Source organism: Dyadobacter linearis (assembly GCF_907165045.1).
GTDB classification, from domain to species: Bacteria; Bacteroidota; Bacteroidia; order Cytophagales; family Spirosomataceae; genus Dyadobacter; species Dyadobacter linearis.
The window spans coordinates 183894-200622 of record NZ_CAJRAU010000009.1 but is presented as its reverse complement, the minus strand read 5'-3'; the positions used below and the strand labels follow the sequence as shown (position 1 = coordinate 200622).

The 16729-nt window shown below is 46.1% G+C and carries 14 protein-coding genes; 9 read left to right on the top strand and 5 right to left on the bottom strand.

Annotated elements, in window-relative coordinates:
- Position 1: 1 nt before the first annotated feature.
- On the top strand, positions 2-88 hold the full coding sequence (locus KOD92_RS27775) for an IS3 family transposase (protein WP_406566161.1): 87 nt from the start codon (positions 2-4) through the stop codon (positions 86-88).
- 50 nt (positions 89-138) lie between these two features.
- Here the strand turns inward: KOD92_RS27775 and KOD92_RS27485 are convergent, their stop codons facing one another.
- Positions 139-540, bottom strand: a complete 402-nt coding sequence (locus tag KOD92_RS27485; protein ID WP_229254821.1) for a ComF family protein — start codon at positions 538-540, stop codon at positions 139-141.
- A gap of 359 nt (positions 541-899) precedes the next feature.
- On the opposite strand from KOD92_RS27485, the gene KOD92_RS24320 reads away from it, so the two are divergent.
- Positions 900-2261, top strand: a complete 1362-nt coding sequence (locus tag KOD92_RS24320; RefSeq protein WP_215236219.1) for a dihydroorotase — start codon at positions 900-902, stop codon at positions 2259-2261.
- Here KOD92_RS24320 and KOD92_RS24315 read toward each other — a convergent pair.
- The 3 genes from KOD92_RS24315 to KOD92_RS24305 all read right to left on the bottom strand — a co-directional run bounded on the left by KOD92_RS24315 (position 2247) and on the right by KOD92_RS24305 (position 6707).
- Positions 2247-2669, bottom strand: coding sequence for a (deoxy)nucleoside triphosphate pyrophosphohydrolase (locus KOD92_RS24315; protein WP_215236218.1), 423 nt, complete (start codon positions 2667-2669; stop codon positions 2247-2249). The two genes, KOD92_RS24320 and KOD92_RS24315, sit on opposite strands and share 15 nt — an antisense overlap.
- Positions 2670-2754: 85 nt before the next feature.
- Entirely contained in the window at positions 2755-3780 is a 1026-nt protein-coding gene (gene ruvB, locus KOD92_RS24310) for a Holliday junction branch migration DNA helicase RuvB (RefSeq protein WP_215236217.1), read from the bottom strand.
- Between the two features lie 101 nt (positions 3781-3881).
- The gene (locus tag KOD92_RS24305) at positions 3882-6707 is read right to left on the bottom strand and encodes a PKD domain-containing protein (RefSeq protein WP_215236216.1); all 2826 of its coding nucleotides are present in this window, start codon (positions 6705-6707) and stop codon (positions 3882-3884) included.
- Positions 6708-6986: 279 nt separating this feature from the next.
- Here KOD92_RS24305 and KOD92_RS24300 point away from each other — a divergent pair, with 279 nt between their 5' ends.
- Both KOD92_RS24300 and KOD92_RS24295 read left to right on the top strand, forming a co-directional pair.
- Positions 6987-8018: a PorP/SprF family type IX secretion system membrane protein gene (locus KOD92_RS24300; RefSeq protein ID WP_215236215.1), complete on the top strand. Its 1032-nt coding sequence runs from the start codon at positions 6987-6989 to the stop codon at positions 8016-8018.
- 98 nt (positions 8019-8116) lie between these two features.
- Positions 8117-8905, top strand: a complete 789-nt coding sequence (locus KOD92_RS24295; protein ID WP_229254820.1) for an NIPSNAP family protein — start codon at positions 8117-8119, stop codon at positions 8903-8905.
- Positions 8906-8970: 65 nt separating this feature from the next.
- Here KOD92_RS24295 and murQ read toward each other — a convergent pair whose 3' ends face one another.
- Entirely contained in the window at positions 8971-9774 is an 804-nt protein-coding gene (gene murQ / locus KOD92_RS24290) for an N-acetylmuramic acid 6-phosphate etherase (protein ID WP_215236214.1), read from the bottom strand.
- A gap of 321 nt (positions 9775-10095) precedes the next feature.
- Here murQ and ilvD point away from each other — a divergent pair, with 321 nt between their 5' ends.
- The 5 genes from ilvD (at position 10096) to ilvA (ending at position 16728) form a co-directional block, all read left to right on the top strand.
- The gene (gene ilvD, locus KOD92_RS24285) at positions 10096-11775 is read left to right on the top strand and encodes a dihydroxy-acid dehydratase (RefSeq protein WP_215236213.1); all 1680 of its coding nucleotides are present in this window, start codon (positions 10096-10098) and stop codon (positions 11773-11775) included.
- 47 nt (positions 11776-11822) lie between these two features.
- Positions 11823-13583 carry a biosynthetic-type acetolactate synthase large subunit gene (ilvB, locus tag KOD92_RS24280; RefSeq protein ID WP_215236212.1) on the top strand — a complete coding sequence of 587 codons (1761 nt, stop codon included), beginning with the start codon at positions 11823-11825 and terminating at the stop codon, positions 13581-13583.
- 19 nt (positions 13584-13602) lie between these two features.
- Positions 13603-14136, top strand: coding sequence for an acetolactate synthase small subunit (gene ilvN / locus KOD92_RS24275; protein ID WP_215236211.1), 534 nt, complete (start codon positions 13603-13605; stop codon positions 14134-14136).
- A 59-nt stretch (positions 14137-14195) separates the two neighbouring features.
- Complete coding sequence (ilvC, locus tag KOD92_RS24270) at positions 14196-15242, top strand: ketol-acid reductoisomerase (RefSeq protein WP_215236210.1); 1047 nt, start codon at positions 14196-14198, stop codon at positions 15240-15242.
- Between the two features lie 229 nt (positions 15243-15471).
- Positions 15472-16728 (top strand): threonine ammonia-lyase IlvA, encoded by a 1257-nt coding sequence (gene ilvA, locus KOD92_RS24265; protein ID WP_215236209.1) that lies wholly within the window; start codon positions 15472-15474, stop codon positions 16726-16728.
- Position 16729: the final 1 nt, after the last annotated feature.

Below are 16729 nucleotides of genomic sequence, written 5' to 3'. Positions count from 1 at the left end.
TATTGAATACTACAACAATGAAAGGATCAGGCTGAACTTAAATGGAATGAGCCCGGCACAATACCGGGCTCATCACACTAATCGCTAAATTTTAAACCGTCCAACTTTTGGGGTTCAGTCCAAAAGGTAGCGGCTTTTTTAATGCTGTGCTAATGCAATTGTCAGAATGTAAAACTCGCAGCAGCCTGCATTAGAAAGTGTTTGAACACATTCTTCCAATGTAGCGCCGGTAGTCAGCACATCGTCGATGATGATCACCTTTTTTGCGGTAAATGTGTTTTCCACCTCAAATACTCCTTTCACATTTTCCCTCCGCTCTATCTTGTTTTTGCCTGTCTGCGTTTCAGTGTATCTGATCCTTTTCAGTGCAGTGCCTGACCACGGAATTCCAGTCGATTCGGAAAAACCCTGGGCCAGCAAATCGCTCTGATTGTAGCCGCGACTTCTTCTCTTTTTCAAATGCAGCGGAACGCTGATGATCAGATCTACCGACGGAAGTATTCCTGCGCTTTTGCATTTCCTGTCCGAACATCTGGCCAAGAACCAACCCTATCTCCTGGTTACCGCGATATTTCAATGCATGCAGCAACTTTTGCACTTTGCTTTTTTTTGTAAAAAGTAAAAACGAATGCGTGAATAGCACGCGGGGCTCGTTCACAAACTTGTAGCGCAGCGTATCTGCATGCAGGCCGCTCTGCCCGATTCTGGGAAGGGAAATGCGGCAAAATGTGCATAATGTTGCCTCGCTCCCGATTAAAGGCTGGTCGCAGCCAGTGCAGCAACGCGGAAAAATGAGGTCTATAAAATCGCTAAAAAATGCTCGGAGAATCATTTTCAAAATAATAATGGGGTTTTTAGAATGACTGAATAACTTTGGAAAAGAAAATTCTTATCGCGATATGACGACATTGATAGTTAATGCTCAGGTAGTAAATGAAAATACGGTTCAGGGTTTAGACGTATTAATTGAAAATGGTCACATTAAAAGCATAGGAAAAGATTTACAGCACGTTCCGGCTGACAACATTATCGACGCAAAAGGCAAATACCTGATGCCCGGCGTGATCGACGACCAGGTTCATTTCAGGGAGCCGGGACTCACTTACAAAGCCAACATTTATACAGAATCAAAGGCGGCAGTTGCTGGCGGGGTTACTTCCTTTATGGAAATGCCGAATACGGTACCGAATACGCTCACGCAGGAATTGCTGGCAGATAAATACCAGATCGCGTCACAGACTTCGCTCGCGAATTATTCCTTTTTCATGGGCGCCTCGAACGATAATTATGATGAGGTTATGAAAACGGACCCGTCGCAGGTTTGTGGGATCAAAATATTCATGGGATCGTCCACGGGAAATATGCTCGTAGATGCACCGGGTGTTCTGGAAAAGATCTTCGCAAATGCGCCTTGCATCATTGCCACGCATTGTGAAGACGAGCCGACTGTGCGCCAGCGGATGGAAATGTTTAAAGAACAATACGGCGACAATGTGCCTTACAATATCCACGCACTGATCCGTAACGAAGAAGCTTGTCTAAAATCGTCTTCATTTGCGACTTCTCTGGCGCATAAAAATAAAACCAGGTTGCACATCCTGCATATCTCAACAGGCGACGAAGTGCCACTATTTGAAATTGGAAATAGAAAAGATGGAAAGATCTTACTTAATGACGGCGAACTAAAACTGGTGACAGCCGAAGCTTGCGTGCATCATTTATGGTTCGATGCCGAAGATTACCATAAACTGGGCAACAAAATAAAATGTAACCCTGCGATCAAAGCGCCGCATCATAAGGAAGCGATCCTGAAAGCCGTGCTGGATAACCGCATTGACGTGATCGCTACGGACCACGCTCCGCATACCATCGAGGAAAAGGCACAGCATTACTGGCAGGCGCCTTCGGGTTTGCCGCTGGTACAGCATACCCTCAATGTGATGCTGCAATTAAGCGCCGAAGGGAAAATTTCAATTGAAAGAGTGGTTGAAAAAATGAGCCACGCGGTAGCGGATTGTTTTCAGATTAAAGACCGGGGCTACATTCGCGAAGGTTATAAGGCGGACCTTGTTTTGGTAGATACCAATGCAATTACCAGTGTAGAGGCTAGTGGTTTGTATTCCAAATGCGGCTGGTCGCCTTTTGAAGGAACGAAATTCAGCTCGCAGGTCACGCATACCTTCGTATCCGGGCACCTGGTTTATGAAAACGGGAAATTCAATGAAGAAGTAAAAGGCGAGCGGTTATTATTTAACCGATAAAAATTCGAGGTAATTCTGGATCACATTCAAATCGGCTTCCGTCCAGTCCAGGGTCGGCAGATCCTCGGGCGAAAGCCAGCGGATCTGTTCGTGTTCGGTTAAAATGATATTGGTGGTATGAAGATTACAGATAAAAGGCACCAAAATTATCTCGCGCCAGCCCTGGTCTTTGGAAGTCTCCGGAAGTCTTTGAAGAATATCAATTTCGACATTCAGTTCTTCCATGATTTCGCGAACCAGCGCTTCTTCGTCAGATTCGTTTTGTTCAACTTTCCCCCCGGGAAATTCCCATTTAAGCGGGAAGGAAAGTGCTGCGCTGCGTTGCCCGGCTAGTATCTTTCCGTTGTGTTCAATGACCGCACAGGGCACCCTCACAACTAATTTTTTAGATACAAGCACTTCAAGCATAGAGGCGGTTAGTAATTTTACCGCAAATTTACTACTTCTATTCTTATTTTACATCTATATCCTGAAACTAAATAAATTACAAGAATCAGAACAATTCGCCTGCCCTGTAATTAGGTAAAATCCCGAGGTGTTTGAAGGCCTTTTCGGTCACTTCCCTGCCTCTCGAAGTTCGTTTGATATACCCTTCCTGAATCAAAAACGGCTCGTATACTTCTTCGATCGTTTCTGCCTCTTCACCGCAGGCCGTCGCAATGGTGGATAAGCCCACCGGGCCGCCTTTGAATTTGTTAATAATAGTACTCAGAATACGGTTATCCATTTCGTCCAAACCGTTTTGATCTACATCCAGAGCGAGCAAAGCCATTTCTGCGATCGGGATCGTAATGCGGCCGTCACCTTTTACCTGTGCAAAATCACGCGTGCGGCGGAGTAGATTATTTGCGATACGCGGGGTACCTCTGCTCCGTCTTGCGATTTCAAATGCAGCATCGTCTTCCAGCGGCGTTCCCAAAATGGCAGCCGAACGTTTCAATATAGATGAAAGCAACTTCGCATCGTAATATTCCAGCCGCGCATTGATTCCGAAACGTGCGCGTAGTGGCGAGGTAAGCATTCCGGCGCGTGTAGTTGCGCCTATTAATGTAAATGGATTGAGGCCTATCTGAATACTGCGCGCATTCGGCCCGCTGTCGAGCATAATGTCGATTTTGTAATCCTCCATGGCAGAATACAGATATTCCTCCACAATCGGATTTAAACGGTGAATTTCATCAATAAAAAGTACATCGTGCTCCTGCAAATTGGTCAGCAAACCAGCCAGATCGCTGGGTTTATCGAGTACCGGGCCCGACGTAATTTTGATATTGGCGCCCAGCTCGTTCGCGACTATATTGGATAAGGTAGTTTTACCAAGTCCCGGAGGCCCGTGCAACAAAACATGGTCTAATGCATCTCCCCGCTGCCGTGCCGCCTGAACGAAAATTTTAAGGTTTTCAAGAATTTTATCCTGTCCCGCAAAATCATCAAAAGTAAGCGGACGCAATGCCCGTTCAATTTCTTTTTCAGTATTGGATAATCCCTCTTTATCTCCCGACAGATAGTCCTGGCGCATATTTGAATATAGAATAGTATTGTTGAAAAATACCCGTCGCTGGTATGCGGCGGGTATCTTATTTAACCAAAAATAACTGTTTTAATCTGCAAAAAGAAGGATTAGCGAATCACCATTACCGACCCGCGCTTTACGGTAGGGTTGCGTTCGGGGTAGTAAAGACTCTCGTAGGAAAGTACGTAAGGATAAGCGCCGGGCAACACTTTTTGACCTTTATAAGTCCCGTCCCAACGGTCTTCCAGGTTATTGGAAGCGTATATCACCTCACCCCAGCGATTGTAAATGCGGATTGAGAAATTGGTAAAATAAGCTCCGAAAATTTCCAGGATTTCGTTTCTGCCTTCTCCGTCCGGTGTGAATGCATCGGGAATGAAGAACCTCGGCTCGCATTTGTCCACGACTGTAGTCGATTTTGCGGCTACACAGCCAAATTCGTTGGTTGCCTCCACAACGTATACCCCTTCCTGGTTCACCGTGACGGTTCGCGTGGTATCCCCGGAATGCGGCCATAAATACGATAATTGCCCCTGCCCGTTTGCATCCAGAATAACCGATTGCCCGTCGGGAAGACAAATTACATTTTCAGGTGCGAGATTCAATATAGGCGAAGGCAATTCACCAACCTGGATCGTGTCCGAATTATAGCAATCATTTCTGTCTTTCACGATCACTGTGTAAGAACCCGGCTGACCGATTGTCACTTCGCGGGTATCCTCTCCTGTACTCCAGTCAAACTCAATCCATCTGTCACTTTGCACGCGGAGTACAATAGAACTGTCACGGCAGAGTGTGGTATCTGGCCCTATTGTAAATGCAGGCGGGCGGCGCAATGTGATTTCAATAGTATCAGCAGAGTAGCATTCCCCTTGCGGACCGTTGAATGCGACCGCAATATACCGGCCGGTTGCGGTAGCGTTGTAAGTTCTTTGGCGGGAAACCACTCTTCCCCTATTGATCCACGCGTAAACCTCGGCTTCCACGCCCATATCAAGCGGCACAAAGGCACCGCAGGTATCTTTGTCATCGCCAAGGTTGAATTGCGGAGGCGTTTCGTAGATCGTCACCGGCTGCACAATGATCGTATCCTTACATTTATTCGTCGCGCGCAGTCTCACCATGTAAGTACCTGGCTGCGTGTAAGTGTAAGTTGCCTGCGTTTCTTTGGAAGGCGATGTAAAGCTGCCGTCTCCGAGAAAATCCCACTGGTAACTGTCTTCAATAGGGTCGCAAATGGGGCTGGCCTGGAACGTAGTGGGTTCATTTGTACAAAAACCATCTGCCTCAAAACCTGGCCCCGAAGATTCCTGCGTGAAATCCTGGACCATATTCGGCAAACCTAACTGGCTATTGCGACCGCCCAGATTCACGCCATCGCGTTCATATTCAACGCCCGTCAGCGAATTTCCTTCCGGCTCTCCGATCACTGCCAGATATTCACTCCCTTGAATCGCCATATAAATGCGACCGTCGGGACCAAACTGTAACGCTCCGAATTGCCGCGTCGCAGAGCTGTCTATGGTAATAGCTGTCTCGGTTAAAAGACTGTCGGGCAGCGTAAGATCGTATTGTTTCAGATAAGAACTCGTCCCACCCTCTCCTTTAAAAGAAATGTACATTTTCTCCCCGCTGGGCGAAAATTCAATACCGTAAGCAACAGGCGGCGCCGCGCCGAGATCCACCGTTTTATCGTGGGTAAGTGTTCCCGTGGAATCATTAAAATAAAACAGATCTACATAGTTTTTCGGCGGGCCGGGCACGATTACCGCTAATCTTCTCTGTCCCGTCGCGGTGTCGGGAGAGGAAAACTTCATGTAACCTTCGGCTTTGTTCAAGCTGTCGTGGGCGATGCCGAGATCGAAAGTACCGCTCTCATTTAATCCTCCGTCAGTAGCATGAAAAACACGGAATTTGTTGGTACCGTAATCGTGGGAAATCACCCAGTAAGTACTGTCGCGATCATTACGTGCAGACACTATACGTTCGGTTGTAGGTGTCTGTAAAGTTGTATTTTGTTCAATGATCGCGCCCAGTCCATTATTTCTCCGCATATCGACCACACTTACCGTCAACAGCTTTTCGCCGCCATTGATATCGGACGTTGTAAATACATTGAAGAGATATTCGCAGCCTTTACAGGTCGGCTGGGGCACAATAAGCACCGATTGCGTCGAGTTTGGACTTCCTTTTAAAGGCGCGCAATTTCCCGGACTAAAACAGGGCATTACCTCACTATTCTTATTCCAGATCGTAATCCCATCAGAATAAAATAAAAGCTGACCTTTTGAATTGGCAATGGACGAAGTTCCCTCGGGCGTATTGGCCTTTCCATCAGTAATCGGCGTAGGCGGACTATTTGAAAAATCAAGCCCTGCATTTCCCCCAAAATACCACTTTGCACCCTCCTGGGCAGAAGGTTCCATACATATTTTGACATTAATCCGATCCTGTATCTTACACCCGTTTGGCAGGATCACTTCCACAGAATAACAGCCTGAACTATCGACATTTAAAGTTTGCGTAGTATCGCCTTTCGGGTACCAGACAAAACGCGCTCCCGCAGGTGCACCGTTTGGATATGGATCCAGAATAAGCGTATCGCCCGGACAGATCGTAGTATCTGTTTTCCATTCCTGAAAAGCGGGCGGCAGCTCACCAATATTCACAACCTGGGAAACAGTTTGCTGCGAACCACCTCTGATTGTGCGGGTTAGCGTAACATTGTAAGCTCCCGGCGCCATATACGAATGCTGCGGATTACGCCGTGTATCGGTTGCCGCGCCTTCACCAAAACTCCATTGCCACGCAATCGCGGTACTCAGAGTATCCCTGAATGAAGTCGAGTCCGCCTCACAATCGGGGTTCTGCATACATTGTCCACTTACCAAAAATTGTGTTTGCGCTTTCGCATATCCTGTTGTGAGCAGCATAAGAATGAAAAAAGCACAAAAAATTTGTTGGTACTTATTATAAAATCGCCCCATGTTTCGTTAACAGTTCAAACACCCCTAGCCAGCACATTGAATATTCAGATTACCCGACAATACTAACGAAAATAAAATGTTAAAATTTTGTGCGGGAAAGTCGTAAAAACCACTCTAATTTGAATATTAATACGCAATTTGAAGATATTTTGTGAAATTTAATTTGGGCAAATTTTTCTGGCCCGTAACCTCGCCGCTTTTCATGCGCGGCTACAAGTTAAATATATGACCAAGCGTTTACTTTGCCTCTTTATACTGACACTGGTTTGCATAGATGGTTGGAGTCAGGATCCCCAATTCTCTCAATTTTATGCCAATCCACTATACCTGAACCCTGCGCTGGCAGGTGGGGCACTCGCGCCTCGTGCAACCGTTAACTACCGTAACCAGTGGCCTTCTCTTTCGGCCAATTTTGTGACTACTTCGTTTGGCGCCGATGCTTTCTTTTCCAATTTCAATAGCGGGGTTGGTGTCTTGGTAACGATGGACAGCCAGGGTTTGGGAAATTTAAAATCCACCGAGGCCGCTTTACAATATTCTTATCAGCTGCAATTTAATGAAGTTACTTCGCTCCGCCTCGGTATTCAGGGTGGATTTGGCTCGCGTACGCTCGATTACTTCGGTCTTACTTTCGGTGATCAATATGATAATGGCGGGCTGACCGGAAATCCTTCCGAAGATCCTTTTGCACAGGGCGGCCCAAATGTATTTTATGCCGATTTTGGCGCCGGGGCAATGCTTTATTCAGATTGGTACTGGGCCGGACTTTCTGCGCACCATTTGAACAGACCGAATCAGGCATTCTCCGGATTGACTGAGGCCCGGTTACCTGTAAAAGCCAGTTTGCAGGCTGGGTTACGCATTCCTTTTGCGGGATATACTTTTTTGGGAGATGAAATTGATAAGGAAAAAACCATTTCCCCGGCTATTATGTACAAAAAGCAAGGGAAATACGACCAGTTCGATGCGGGACTTTATGTTACCCTTGAACCGCTCGTGCTTGGTGCCTGGTACCGTGGGATACCCTTTAAGAAATACGCGCAGAATATAAATAACCACGAATCCTTGATCTTTCTGGCTGGTTTTCGTCAGGACAAATTTTCGATCGGTTACAGCTACGACCTCACGATCTCTACACTTGGAGTCGGCAGCGGCGGGGCGCACGAAATATCACTATCCTACATTTTCCCGCCTTTGGAGCCCAAACAAAGACGTAGCCGAAGCAGCAAGAAGCAGCTTTCCTGCCCGAAATTTTAACCGGTTTTGAAAATTGAAATTTATGCAGATCAGGCACGGGTAAAGAAATATTTTGCTCGTCTTTCTCTTTTGTAATAATCTTAATTTTTCCACAACCTATGATGAATGTTAACAAGAGAGGCTTAATCGGAGCATTCTGCCTTTTACTCTGCGCTTCTTTCCTATTTGCAGCTGCACCCAAACGAGAGTTTTACGAAATCAAAGTTTACCACGTGAAGGATGCCGACCAGGCTTCCCGCGTCGACAATTATTTAAAAGACGCATATATTCCTGCAATGCACAGAGCGGGGATTAAAAACATCGGCGTTTTCAAGCCTGTTGCGACGGATACCTCTGCCGGAAAGTTGATCTACGTATTGACTCCGTTAAAATCACTAGACCAGCTCGTTGACCTGCCCAAAACATTGAATAAAGATGCAGCCTACCTCGCTGCCGGCAAGGATTACATTGACGCGGAATATAAAAACCCGCCTTATGTACGCATTAAATCAACTATCCTGAGAGCTTTTGAAGATAGCCCGATGATGAAAAAGCCTGACTTGACTTCTCCGAAAAGTGGTCGCATTTACGAACTAAGAAGCTACGAAGGGCATACTGAAAAGATCTACTGGAATAAGGTAAAGCAGTTCAATGCAGGAAACGAGATCGGTATTTTTGCCCGCCTTGGATTCAATGCAGTATTTTATGGCGAGGTGATCTCTGGCGCAAATATGCCTAACCTGATGTACCTGACCACATTTGCAGACAAAGCTTCCCGCGATGCGCATTGGAAATCGTTTGGTGAAGATGCAGAATGGGGCAAAGTAAAATCGATGCCGGAGTATCAGAATAACGTAGCTAAAAACGTACAGATGTTCCTTTTCCCGACGGAATACTCTGACATTTAGATTTTAAAATAATGAAAAAGGTGCGATCCGTTTAGCTGGGCCGCACCTTTTTTAGTTATAAGCGATCAGCTTTTTACTGCATTAATAACGGCGCGCACACTACCGTGCTCAGCTAGCAGCTTTTCCGCTTCATTTTGAGGAATATCCAGTTCTTCAATAATCATCCGCACAGCTCTGTCGACCAGCTTTTCGTTTGTAAGCTGCATATCTACCATTTTATTTCCTTTCACTTTTCCGAGCCTGATCATCACCGCAGTGGAGATCATATTCAATGCGAGTTTCTGCGCAGTACCGGACTTCATCCGTGTGCTGCCGGTCAAGAATTCGGGACCAACTACTATTTCGACAGGATATTCGGCTGCCTGCGCTACCAGTGATCCGGCATTGCAAACTACGCAGCCGGTCAATATGCCAGCTTCCCGCGCCGTATTTAACCCGCCGATCACATAAGGTGTGCGGCCGGAAGCTGCAATCCCTATTAATGTATCATTTTTCCCGGGGTGATAATCGGCCAGATCGATCCAGGCTTGCTGACTGTCATCTTCGGCATTTTCTACTGCTTTGCGGATCGCCTTATCGCCACCTGCAATAATCCCGACCACTAAATCAAAAGGAACACCAAAGGTGGGCGGACATTCCGAAGCGTCCACGACCCCGAGCCGACCGCTGGTTCCTGCGCCTATGTAAAATAAACGGCCTCCCACCTGCATACGCGGAACGATTTGCTCCACGAGCGCTTCGATTTGCGGAATAGCCTTTTGAACCGCAAAAGGAACAGTTTGATCCTCGGCATTAATAGAGATCAACAGCTCGTTGACACTCATTTTTTCAAGGTCGTGGTAATTGGACGAAGATTCGGTAGTAAGCATTTGCAGTGCGATAGTTGAATTTCAAAAGTAAATATTTTCCGTTTACTAAGCTTTTGCTTCAAGAAATTTGGTATTAATTAAAGATTAAAGTCAAAAATCGAGCTGATTATTTGGAAAATAAAAAGATACCCTTCTATTTTGTATCAGGAACTTAAATTTAGCGAAATTTCGCTGGCCAATAGGTTTACGCTATGAAGACGCTTACTATCATTCTATTCAATCTTACAGTCACGCGATTTGCGTGAGTGAGGAAAGAGCTATATAAACCGGCACCTCACTCACCACAAAGAGTGGGGTGTTTTTATCTAATACAAATTCACCATGGAACTGAACAGATTTTCAAAAACCCTAACCCAGGAAGTCACTAACCCAGCCGCACAGGCAATGCTTTATGGTATTGGGCTGAAAGAAGAAGATTTTGCAAAACCACAGATCGGTATTGCAAGTACAGGTTATGAGGGAAATCCTTGTAATATGCACCTTAACGGGCTTTCTGTTTATGTAAAACAGGGTGTTACTGCCAATGAAATGGTGGGTTTGATCTTCAATACGATCGGCGTTTCTGATGGTATGACGAATGGAAATGATGGAATGCGGTACTCGCTTCCAAGCCGTGATATCATCGCCGATTCGATCGAAACGGTGGTTGCGGCGCAATGGTACGATGGCGTGATTGCGGTAGTAGGTTGTGATAAAAATATGCCGGGCGCAGTAATGGCGATGGCGCGTTTAGACCGCCCTGCAATCATGGTTTATGGCGGAACAATTCGCTCAGGACATTATAAAGGACAGAAACTGGATATTGTTTCGGCATTTGAAGCATTGGGCAAAAAGTTTGCGAACAATATCTCAGACGAAGATTATAAAGGTATTATTCAAAATTCTATTCCTGGCCAGGGCGCTTGCGGCGGGATGTATACTGCCAATACCATGGCGGCTTCGATCGAAGCAATGGGTATGAGCCTTCCTTTCAGCAGTTCTTATCCGGCCACGCACGAAGGCAAGCAGGAAGAATGCAAGAAGATCGGCGCGGCAATGAAGAAATTGCTCGAATTGAATATCACTCCAAAAGAAATAATTACTAAAAAGTCGCTGGAAAACGCATTGACTGTGGTAATGGCACTGGGCGGCTCCACCAATGCAGCCTTGCACTTCCTGGCGATCGCACGTTCTGCCGGACTTTGGCTTACATTAAACGATATCCAGGAAATCTCGGATCGCGTACCATTTATCGCGGATCTGAAACCAAGTGGTAAATACTTCATGGAAGATATTCTGGCGATCGGCGGGGTACCTGCTATCACTAAGTATCTGTATTCCAAAGGCTTGATCCACGGAGAATGTATGACAGTAACCGGAAAAACAGTTGCGGAAAACCTTGCGGAAGTGCCGGATCTTGATTTTGATAACCAGAAAATGGTATTCCCAATCGAACAGGCAATCAAACCGTCCGGACATATTCAAATTTTGTATGGTAACCTTGCTCCTACCGGTGCTGTTGCCAAAATTACAGGTAAAGAAGGTTTGACCTTTGATGGCGAAGCGAAAGTTTGTGAGCATGAATCGGAGATTATTACCATGCTTTCCAACCACGAAATTAAGGCCGGGCACGTTGTAGTAATCCGCAATGCAGGGCCAAAAGGCGGACCTGGAATGTCGGAAATGCTTAAACCGACCTCCGCAGTAATGGGAGCCGGATTAGGAGATAAGATTGCATTGATCACGGACGGCCGTTTTTCAGGAGGTACCCACGGATTTGTAGTAGGTCATATTACGCCTGAGGCATTCGACGGCGGACCTATCGCTTTGGTAAAAGACGGCGACAGAATTATGATCGACGCCAATACCCGACAGCTGACGCTACATATTTCAGACGAAGAAATGGCAGCCCGAAAAGCGGAATGGGTTCAGCCCGCGCCGAAGTTTACAAAAGGAATGCTGGGAAGATATATCAGAACGGTGAAGTCGGCCAGTGAAGGCTGCGTTACAGACGAGGCTTAGTGATGCCTTAATCTTGAAAATTCGTCAGACAAATAAATAGAGGAGTCATGGAATTTAATGAAAATCAAACTGAGACAGTACCGGTTGCCGAAACGGTAGCGGCTGTCGCCAAACCGGAGCTGGTCAACGGATCTCATGCGGTCATCAGGTCATTGATTGAGGAGGGTGTGGAAACTATTTTCGGCTATCCTGGCGGCGCAATTATGCCCGTTTACGACGCAATTTATGACTATCAGGATCAGATCGACCACATTCTGGTACGCCACGAGCAAGGTGCCGCGCACGCTGCGGAAGGCTATGCCCGGGTAAGCGGAAAAGTGGGAGTTTGTCTGGTCACATCCGGCCCGGGAGCAACAAACCTGGTTACCGGTATTGCCGACGCAATCATCGATTCCACGCCGCTTGTGTGTGTGGTTGGTCAGGTTGCTGCGCATTTGCTGGGTACTGACGCATTTCAGGAAACGGATGTGATTGGTATTACAATTCCGATTACTAAATGGAATTACCAGATTACGCGCGCTGATGAAATTCCGGAAATTATGGCGAAGGCATTTTATATTGCCAAGTCAGGCCGCCCGGGACCAGTTTTGATCGACATTACCAAGAATGCTCAGAACGAGCTGATGTCCAGAGAGTTTACATACAAGAAATGTGAAAACCTGATCAGCTACCGACCACGCCTTTCACCGAAAGTGGAACAGGTAGAAGCGGCTGCGAAACTTATTAACGAAGCAAAAAAGCCTTTTATATTCGTTGGCCACGGTGTGCGCATCTCGCATGCTGAAAACGAATTGCTTCAATTTATTGAAAAAACAGACATTCCTGCGGCTTCCACGCTGCTGGGACTTTCCTCGGTTTCCGTTGATCACCCGAATTATGTGGGCTGGCTCGGAATGCATGGAAATTACGGCACCAATGTACTGACCAACCAATGCGACCTGATCATTGCGATCGGAATGCGTTTTGACGACCGGGTTACCGGCGACGTGAACCGCTACGCAAAGCAGGCGAAAGTGGTACACATTGAAATAGATCCGGCTGAGATTGGCAAAATAGTGAAAGCCGACGCTCCTGTCGTAGGCGACGCGAAACTGGCACTTGAAATGCTGCTTCCCCTGGTGAAGGAAAATAGTCACAAAGAATGGATCGCGGAGTTCAAGAAATTTGATGCGATAGAAGACGAGAAAATCACGCAGCCCGAACTTGCTCCCACTACGGAGAAGATCAAAATGGCTGAGGTAATCCGCACTTTGTCTAACAAAACAAATGGTGAGGCGGTGGTTTTGGCGGACGTCGGCCAGCACCAGATGATGACTGCACGTTACTATCAGTTTAAAAAACCAGGTTCTTTCATTACTTCGGGTGGATTAGGAACGATGGGTTATGCATTGCCGGCAGCATTTGGCGCGAAAGTTGGAGCTCCTGACCGTGAGGTGGTTGCATTTATCGGAGATGGTTGTTTCCAAATGACGATCCAGGAATTGGGTACGATCGCGCAGAGTGGTTTACCTGTGAAAATCATTATTTTAAATAACAACTTCCTGGGAATGGTTCGCCAGTGGCAGCAGCTTTTTCACCAGAAAAGGTATTCATTCGTTGAGCTGCAAAACCCGGATTTTATCACAATAGGAAAAGGTTTTGGAATTGACGGACATACCTGCTCGGTACGCGAAGATCTGAATGCGTCACTTGATAAAATGCTGGCTTCCGACAAACCTTACCTGCTGGAAGTGATCGTTGAAAAAGAAGAAAACGTGTTCCCAATGGTTCCTACCGGCGCTTGCGTATCGGATATCAGATTAGAATGACATTGAAATTATCGTAAATATGACAACATACACCATTTGTGTCTTCACGGAAAATACGATCGGTATTCTGAATAAGATTACCACTATCCTGACACGCCGGCGGATCAATATCGACAGCCTTACTGTTTCTGAAACCGAGCGTAAGGGTATTTCCCGCTTCACGATCGTCATTCGGCATGAATCCCGCGAGGCTGTGGAAAAGCTGGTGCGGCAAATCCGGAAAGTGATTGAAGTACTGGCAGTTTTCGGATATTTGAACGATGATATCGCTTATAATGAAATAGCTTTGTTCAAAGTCTCAACTCCGATCGGTGCTAAACCTATTGATATCGAGACTATTAACAAAGTTTACAAAGCGTGGGTCGTGTACTGGCATCTTACTTATGTAATCATTCAGAAAACGGGTACAGAGAAAGAGATCTTTGAGTTTTTTGACTACATCAAACCGCACGAGATCCTTGAATTTGTAAGATCAGGCAGAGTGGCGGTAAGCAAGTCGCCGCAGACGCTGGTTGATTATCTTCCCGAGGCTGAGTGGGAATATTATCAATAGCATTACCTCTTAATAAATATCCTTTTTAAATCGTAATAAATCAATTTAACCAATAATCAATGGCAAAATTAAATTTCGGCGGGGTCGAAGAAGAAGTAGTAACCCGTGAAGAATTTCCTCTTGAAAAAGCGCGTGAAGTACTTTCAACTGAAACTATAGCTGTAATCGGTTACGGCGTACAAGGCCCGGGCCAAAGCCTGAACATGCGTGATAACGGTTTTAATGTAATCGTTGGTCAGCGCCAGGGTGGTAAGTCGTGGGACAAAGCAGTTGCTGACGGCTGGGTACCGGGAGAAACGCTTTTTGATATCGAAGAAGCACTTTCAAAAGGAACTATCATTTGCTATTTGCTTTCTGACGCCGCTCAGATTGAACTTTGGCCAACGGTTAAAAAACACCTTACTGCCGGAAAATCACTGTATTTCTCGCACGGTTTCGGTGTTACTTACAAAGATCAGACCGGCATTATCCCTCCTACTGATGTGGATGTTTACCTTGTTGCTCCAAAAGGATCAGGTACTTCACTTCGCCGCATGTTCGTGGAAGGAAAAGGTTTGAACTCTTCTTTCGCGATATTCCAGGATGCAACCGGAAAAGCACGTGAAAAATGCATCGCAATGGGTATCGGTGTAGGTTCAGGATATTTGTTTGAAACTGATTTCTACCGTGAAGTAACTTCCGATTTGACTGGCGAGCGTGGCACTTTGATGGGCGCTATTCAGGGAATTTTCGCTGCTCAATATGAAGTATTGCGTTCAAATGGACACACTCCTTCTGAGGCTTTCAACGAAACAGTTGAAGAATTGACCCAATCATTGATGCCATTGGTTGCTGAAAATGGTATGGACTGGATGTACGCAAACTGCTCTACAACAGCTCAACGCGGTGCATTGGACTGGTGGAAACCATTCCGTGACGCTACCAAGCCTGTTTTTGAACAACTTTACAATTCAGTAAAAAGCGGCGAACAAGCTAATATCTCCATCACACGTAACTCACAACCTGACTACCGCGTGAAACTGGAAGAAGAACTAGCCGAATTGCGCGAATCTGAAATGTGGAAAGCCGGCAAAACTGTCCGCAGCCTGCGCCCAGAAAACAATTAATAAAATTATCGAGAACCGTCGGCTGAAGCCGACGGCAATTGAATGGCTAGTGGCTGAAGCCGACGGCAATTGAATAGGTAATCGATCAATTACCGTTGACTTCAGTCAACGATTTTGACTAAACAACCGCCGGCCTTAGCCGGCAATATCGAAAATCAATTGCCCCGGACTTCAGTCCGGGGACTCAAATAAGAGCTTTGCTATTGCAAGGCTTTTTTCTTTATAAGTAATGGAAACAGTGCATTCAGCTCCTACACTAGATAATATTTTCCTGGCTGCCGAAAGGTTGCGCGGGATTATTAATCACACGCCGATATTGTACAATGCGCATTTGTCCGAGCAGTATGAGGCTAATATTTATCTGAAAAGAGAAGATCTGCAAACGGTAAGATCGTACAAGATTCGCGGGGCTTATAACAAAATGGCAAGTCTTTCTCGGGAAGAACTGGCGAATGGAATTGTGTGCGCAAGTGCTGGTAACCACGCCCAGGGAGTTGCCTATGCATGTCGGAAAATGGAGGTTAAGGGAGCTATTTTCATGCCCACTACTACGCCGGCTCAGAAGGTAAAACAAGTGAGACTTTTCGGGAAAGAGTGGATAGAAATTCATTTGGTAGGTGATACTTACGACGATGCCTATTATGCTTCAAAAGAGTACCAGACTACGAATCAGGCCATTTTTGTACATCCTTTTGACGATCTACAAGTTATTGAGGGTCAGGGAACTGTGGGTTTGGAAATTTTCAAGGATGCTGATTTCAAAATTGATTATTTGTTGATGGCGATCGGTGGCGGCGGGCTGGCTTCGGGCATTTCGACGGTTTTTAAACAACTATCTCCTAAAACCCAACTGATTGGTGTAGAGCCGGAGGGGTCGCCCACAATGAGAAGGTCTGTCGACGCAGGTCAGGTTGTTACATTGGATCATATCGACAAGTTTGTCGACGGCGCGGCTGTGCGCAGAGCGGGTAATATAACTTTTGAGATTTGCCAGAAAAGCTTGGATAAGATATTGCTGGTGCCTGAGGGAAAGGTTTGCTCTACCATCTTGCAGCTTTATAATGAGGAAGCTATTGTAGCAGAACCTGCCGGCGCGCTCACGGTATCGGCCCTCGATTTTATCAAAGACGAAATCAAAGGAAAGAATGTAGTAGTATTGATCAGCGGTGGAAATAATGATATTACCCGCACCGAAGAGATTAAGGAGAGATCGTTGTTATACGAAGGTTTGAAACACTATTTCATCATCCGTTTCCCCCAGCGCTCCGGCGCATTCCGCGAATTTCTGAATGTGCTGGGTCCGAATGATGATATCGCACGATTTGAATACGTTAAAAAAACGAACAGGGAACAAGGGCCTGCTTTGGTTGGTATCGAGTTAAAAACTAGGGAAGACTTCGCGCCACTAATCGAGCGAATGGATGGAAACCGCATCGTTTACGAATATCTGAACGATCAGCCGGATTTGTTTCAGTTTATGGTTTGAT

Coding starts and splice junctions, on each gene's coding strand:
- KOD92_RS24300 (WP_215236215.1), top strand. CDS start 6,987: ATGACCAAGCGTTTACTTTGCCTCTTTATACTGACACTGGTTTGCATA.
- KOD92_RS24320 (WP_215236219.1), top strand. CDS start 900: ATGACGACATTGATAGTTAATGCTCAGGTAGTAAATGAAAATACGGTT.
- ruvB (WP_215236217.1), bottom strand. CDS start 3,780: ATGCGCCAGGACTATCTGTCGGGAGATAAAGAGGGATTATCCAATACT.
- KOD92_RS24315 (WP_215236218.1), bottom strand. CDS start 2,669: ATGCTTGAAGTGCTTGTATCTAAAAAATTAGTTGTGAGGGTGCCCTGT.
- ilvD (WP_215236213.1), top strand. CDS start 10,096: ATGGAACTGAACAGATTTTCAAAAACCCTAACCCAGGAAGTCACTAAC.
- ilvB (WP_215236212.1), top strand. CDS start 11,823: ATGGAATTTAATGAAAATCAAACTGAGACAGTACCGGTTGCCGAAACG.
- KOD92_RS24295 (WP_229254820.1), top strand. CDS start 8,117: ATGATGAATGTTAACAAGAGAGGCTTAATCGGAGCATTCTGCCTTTTA.
- murQ (WP_215236214.1), bottom strand. CDS start 9,774: ATGCTTACTACCGAATCTTCGTCCAATTACCACGACCTTGAAAAAATG.
- KOD92_RS24305 (WP_215236216.1), bottom strand. CDS start 6,707: ATGCTGCTCACAACAGGATATGCGAAAGCGCAAACACAATTTTTGGTA.
- ilvC (WP_215236210.1), top strand. CDS start 14,196: ATGGCAAAATTAAATTTCGGCGGGGTCGAAGAAGAAGTAGTAACCCGT.
- ilvN (WP_215236211.1), top strand. CDS start 13,603: ATGACAACATACACCATTTGTGTCTTCACGGAAAATACGATCGGTATT.
- ilvA (WP_215236209.1), top strand. CDS start 15,472: ATGGAAACAGTGCATTCAGCTCCTACACTAGATAATATTTTCCTGGCT.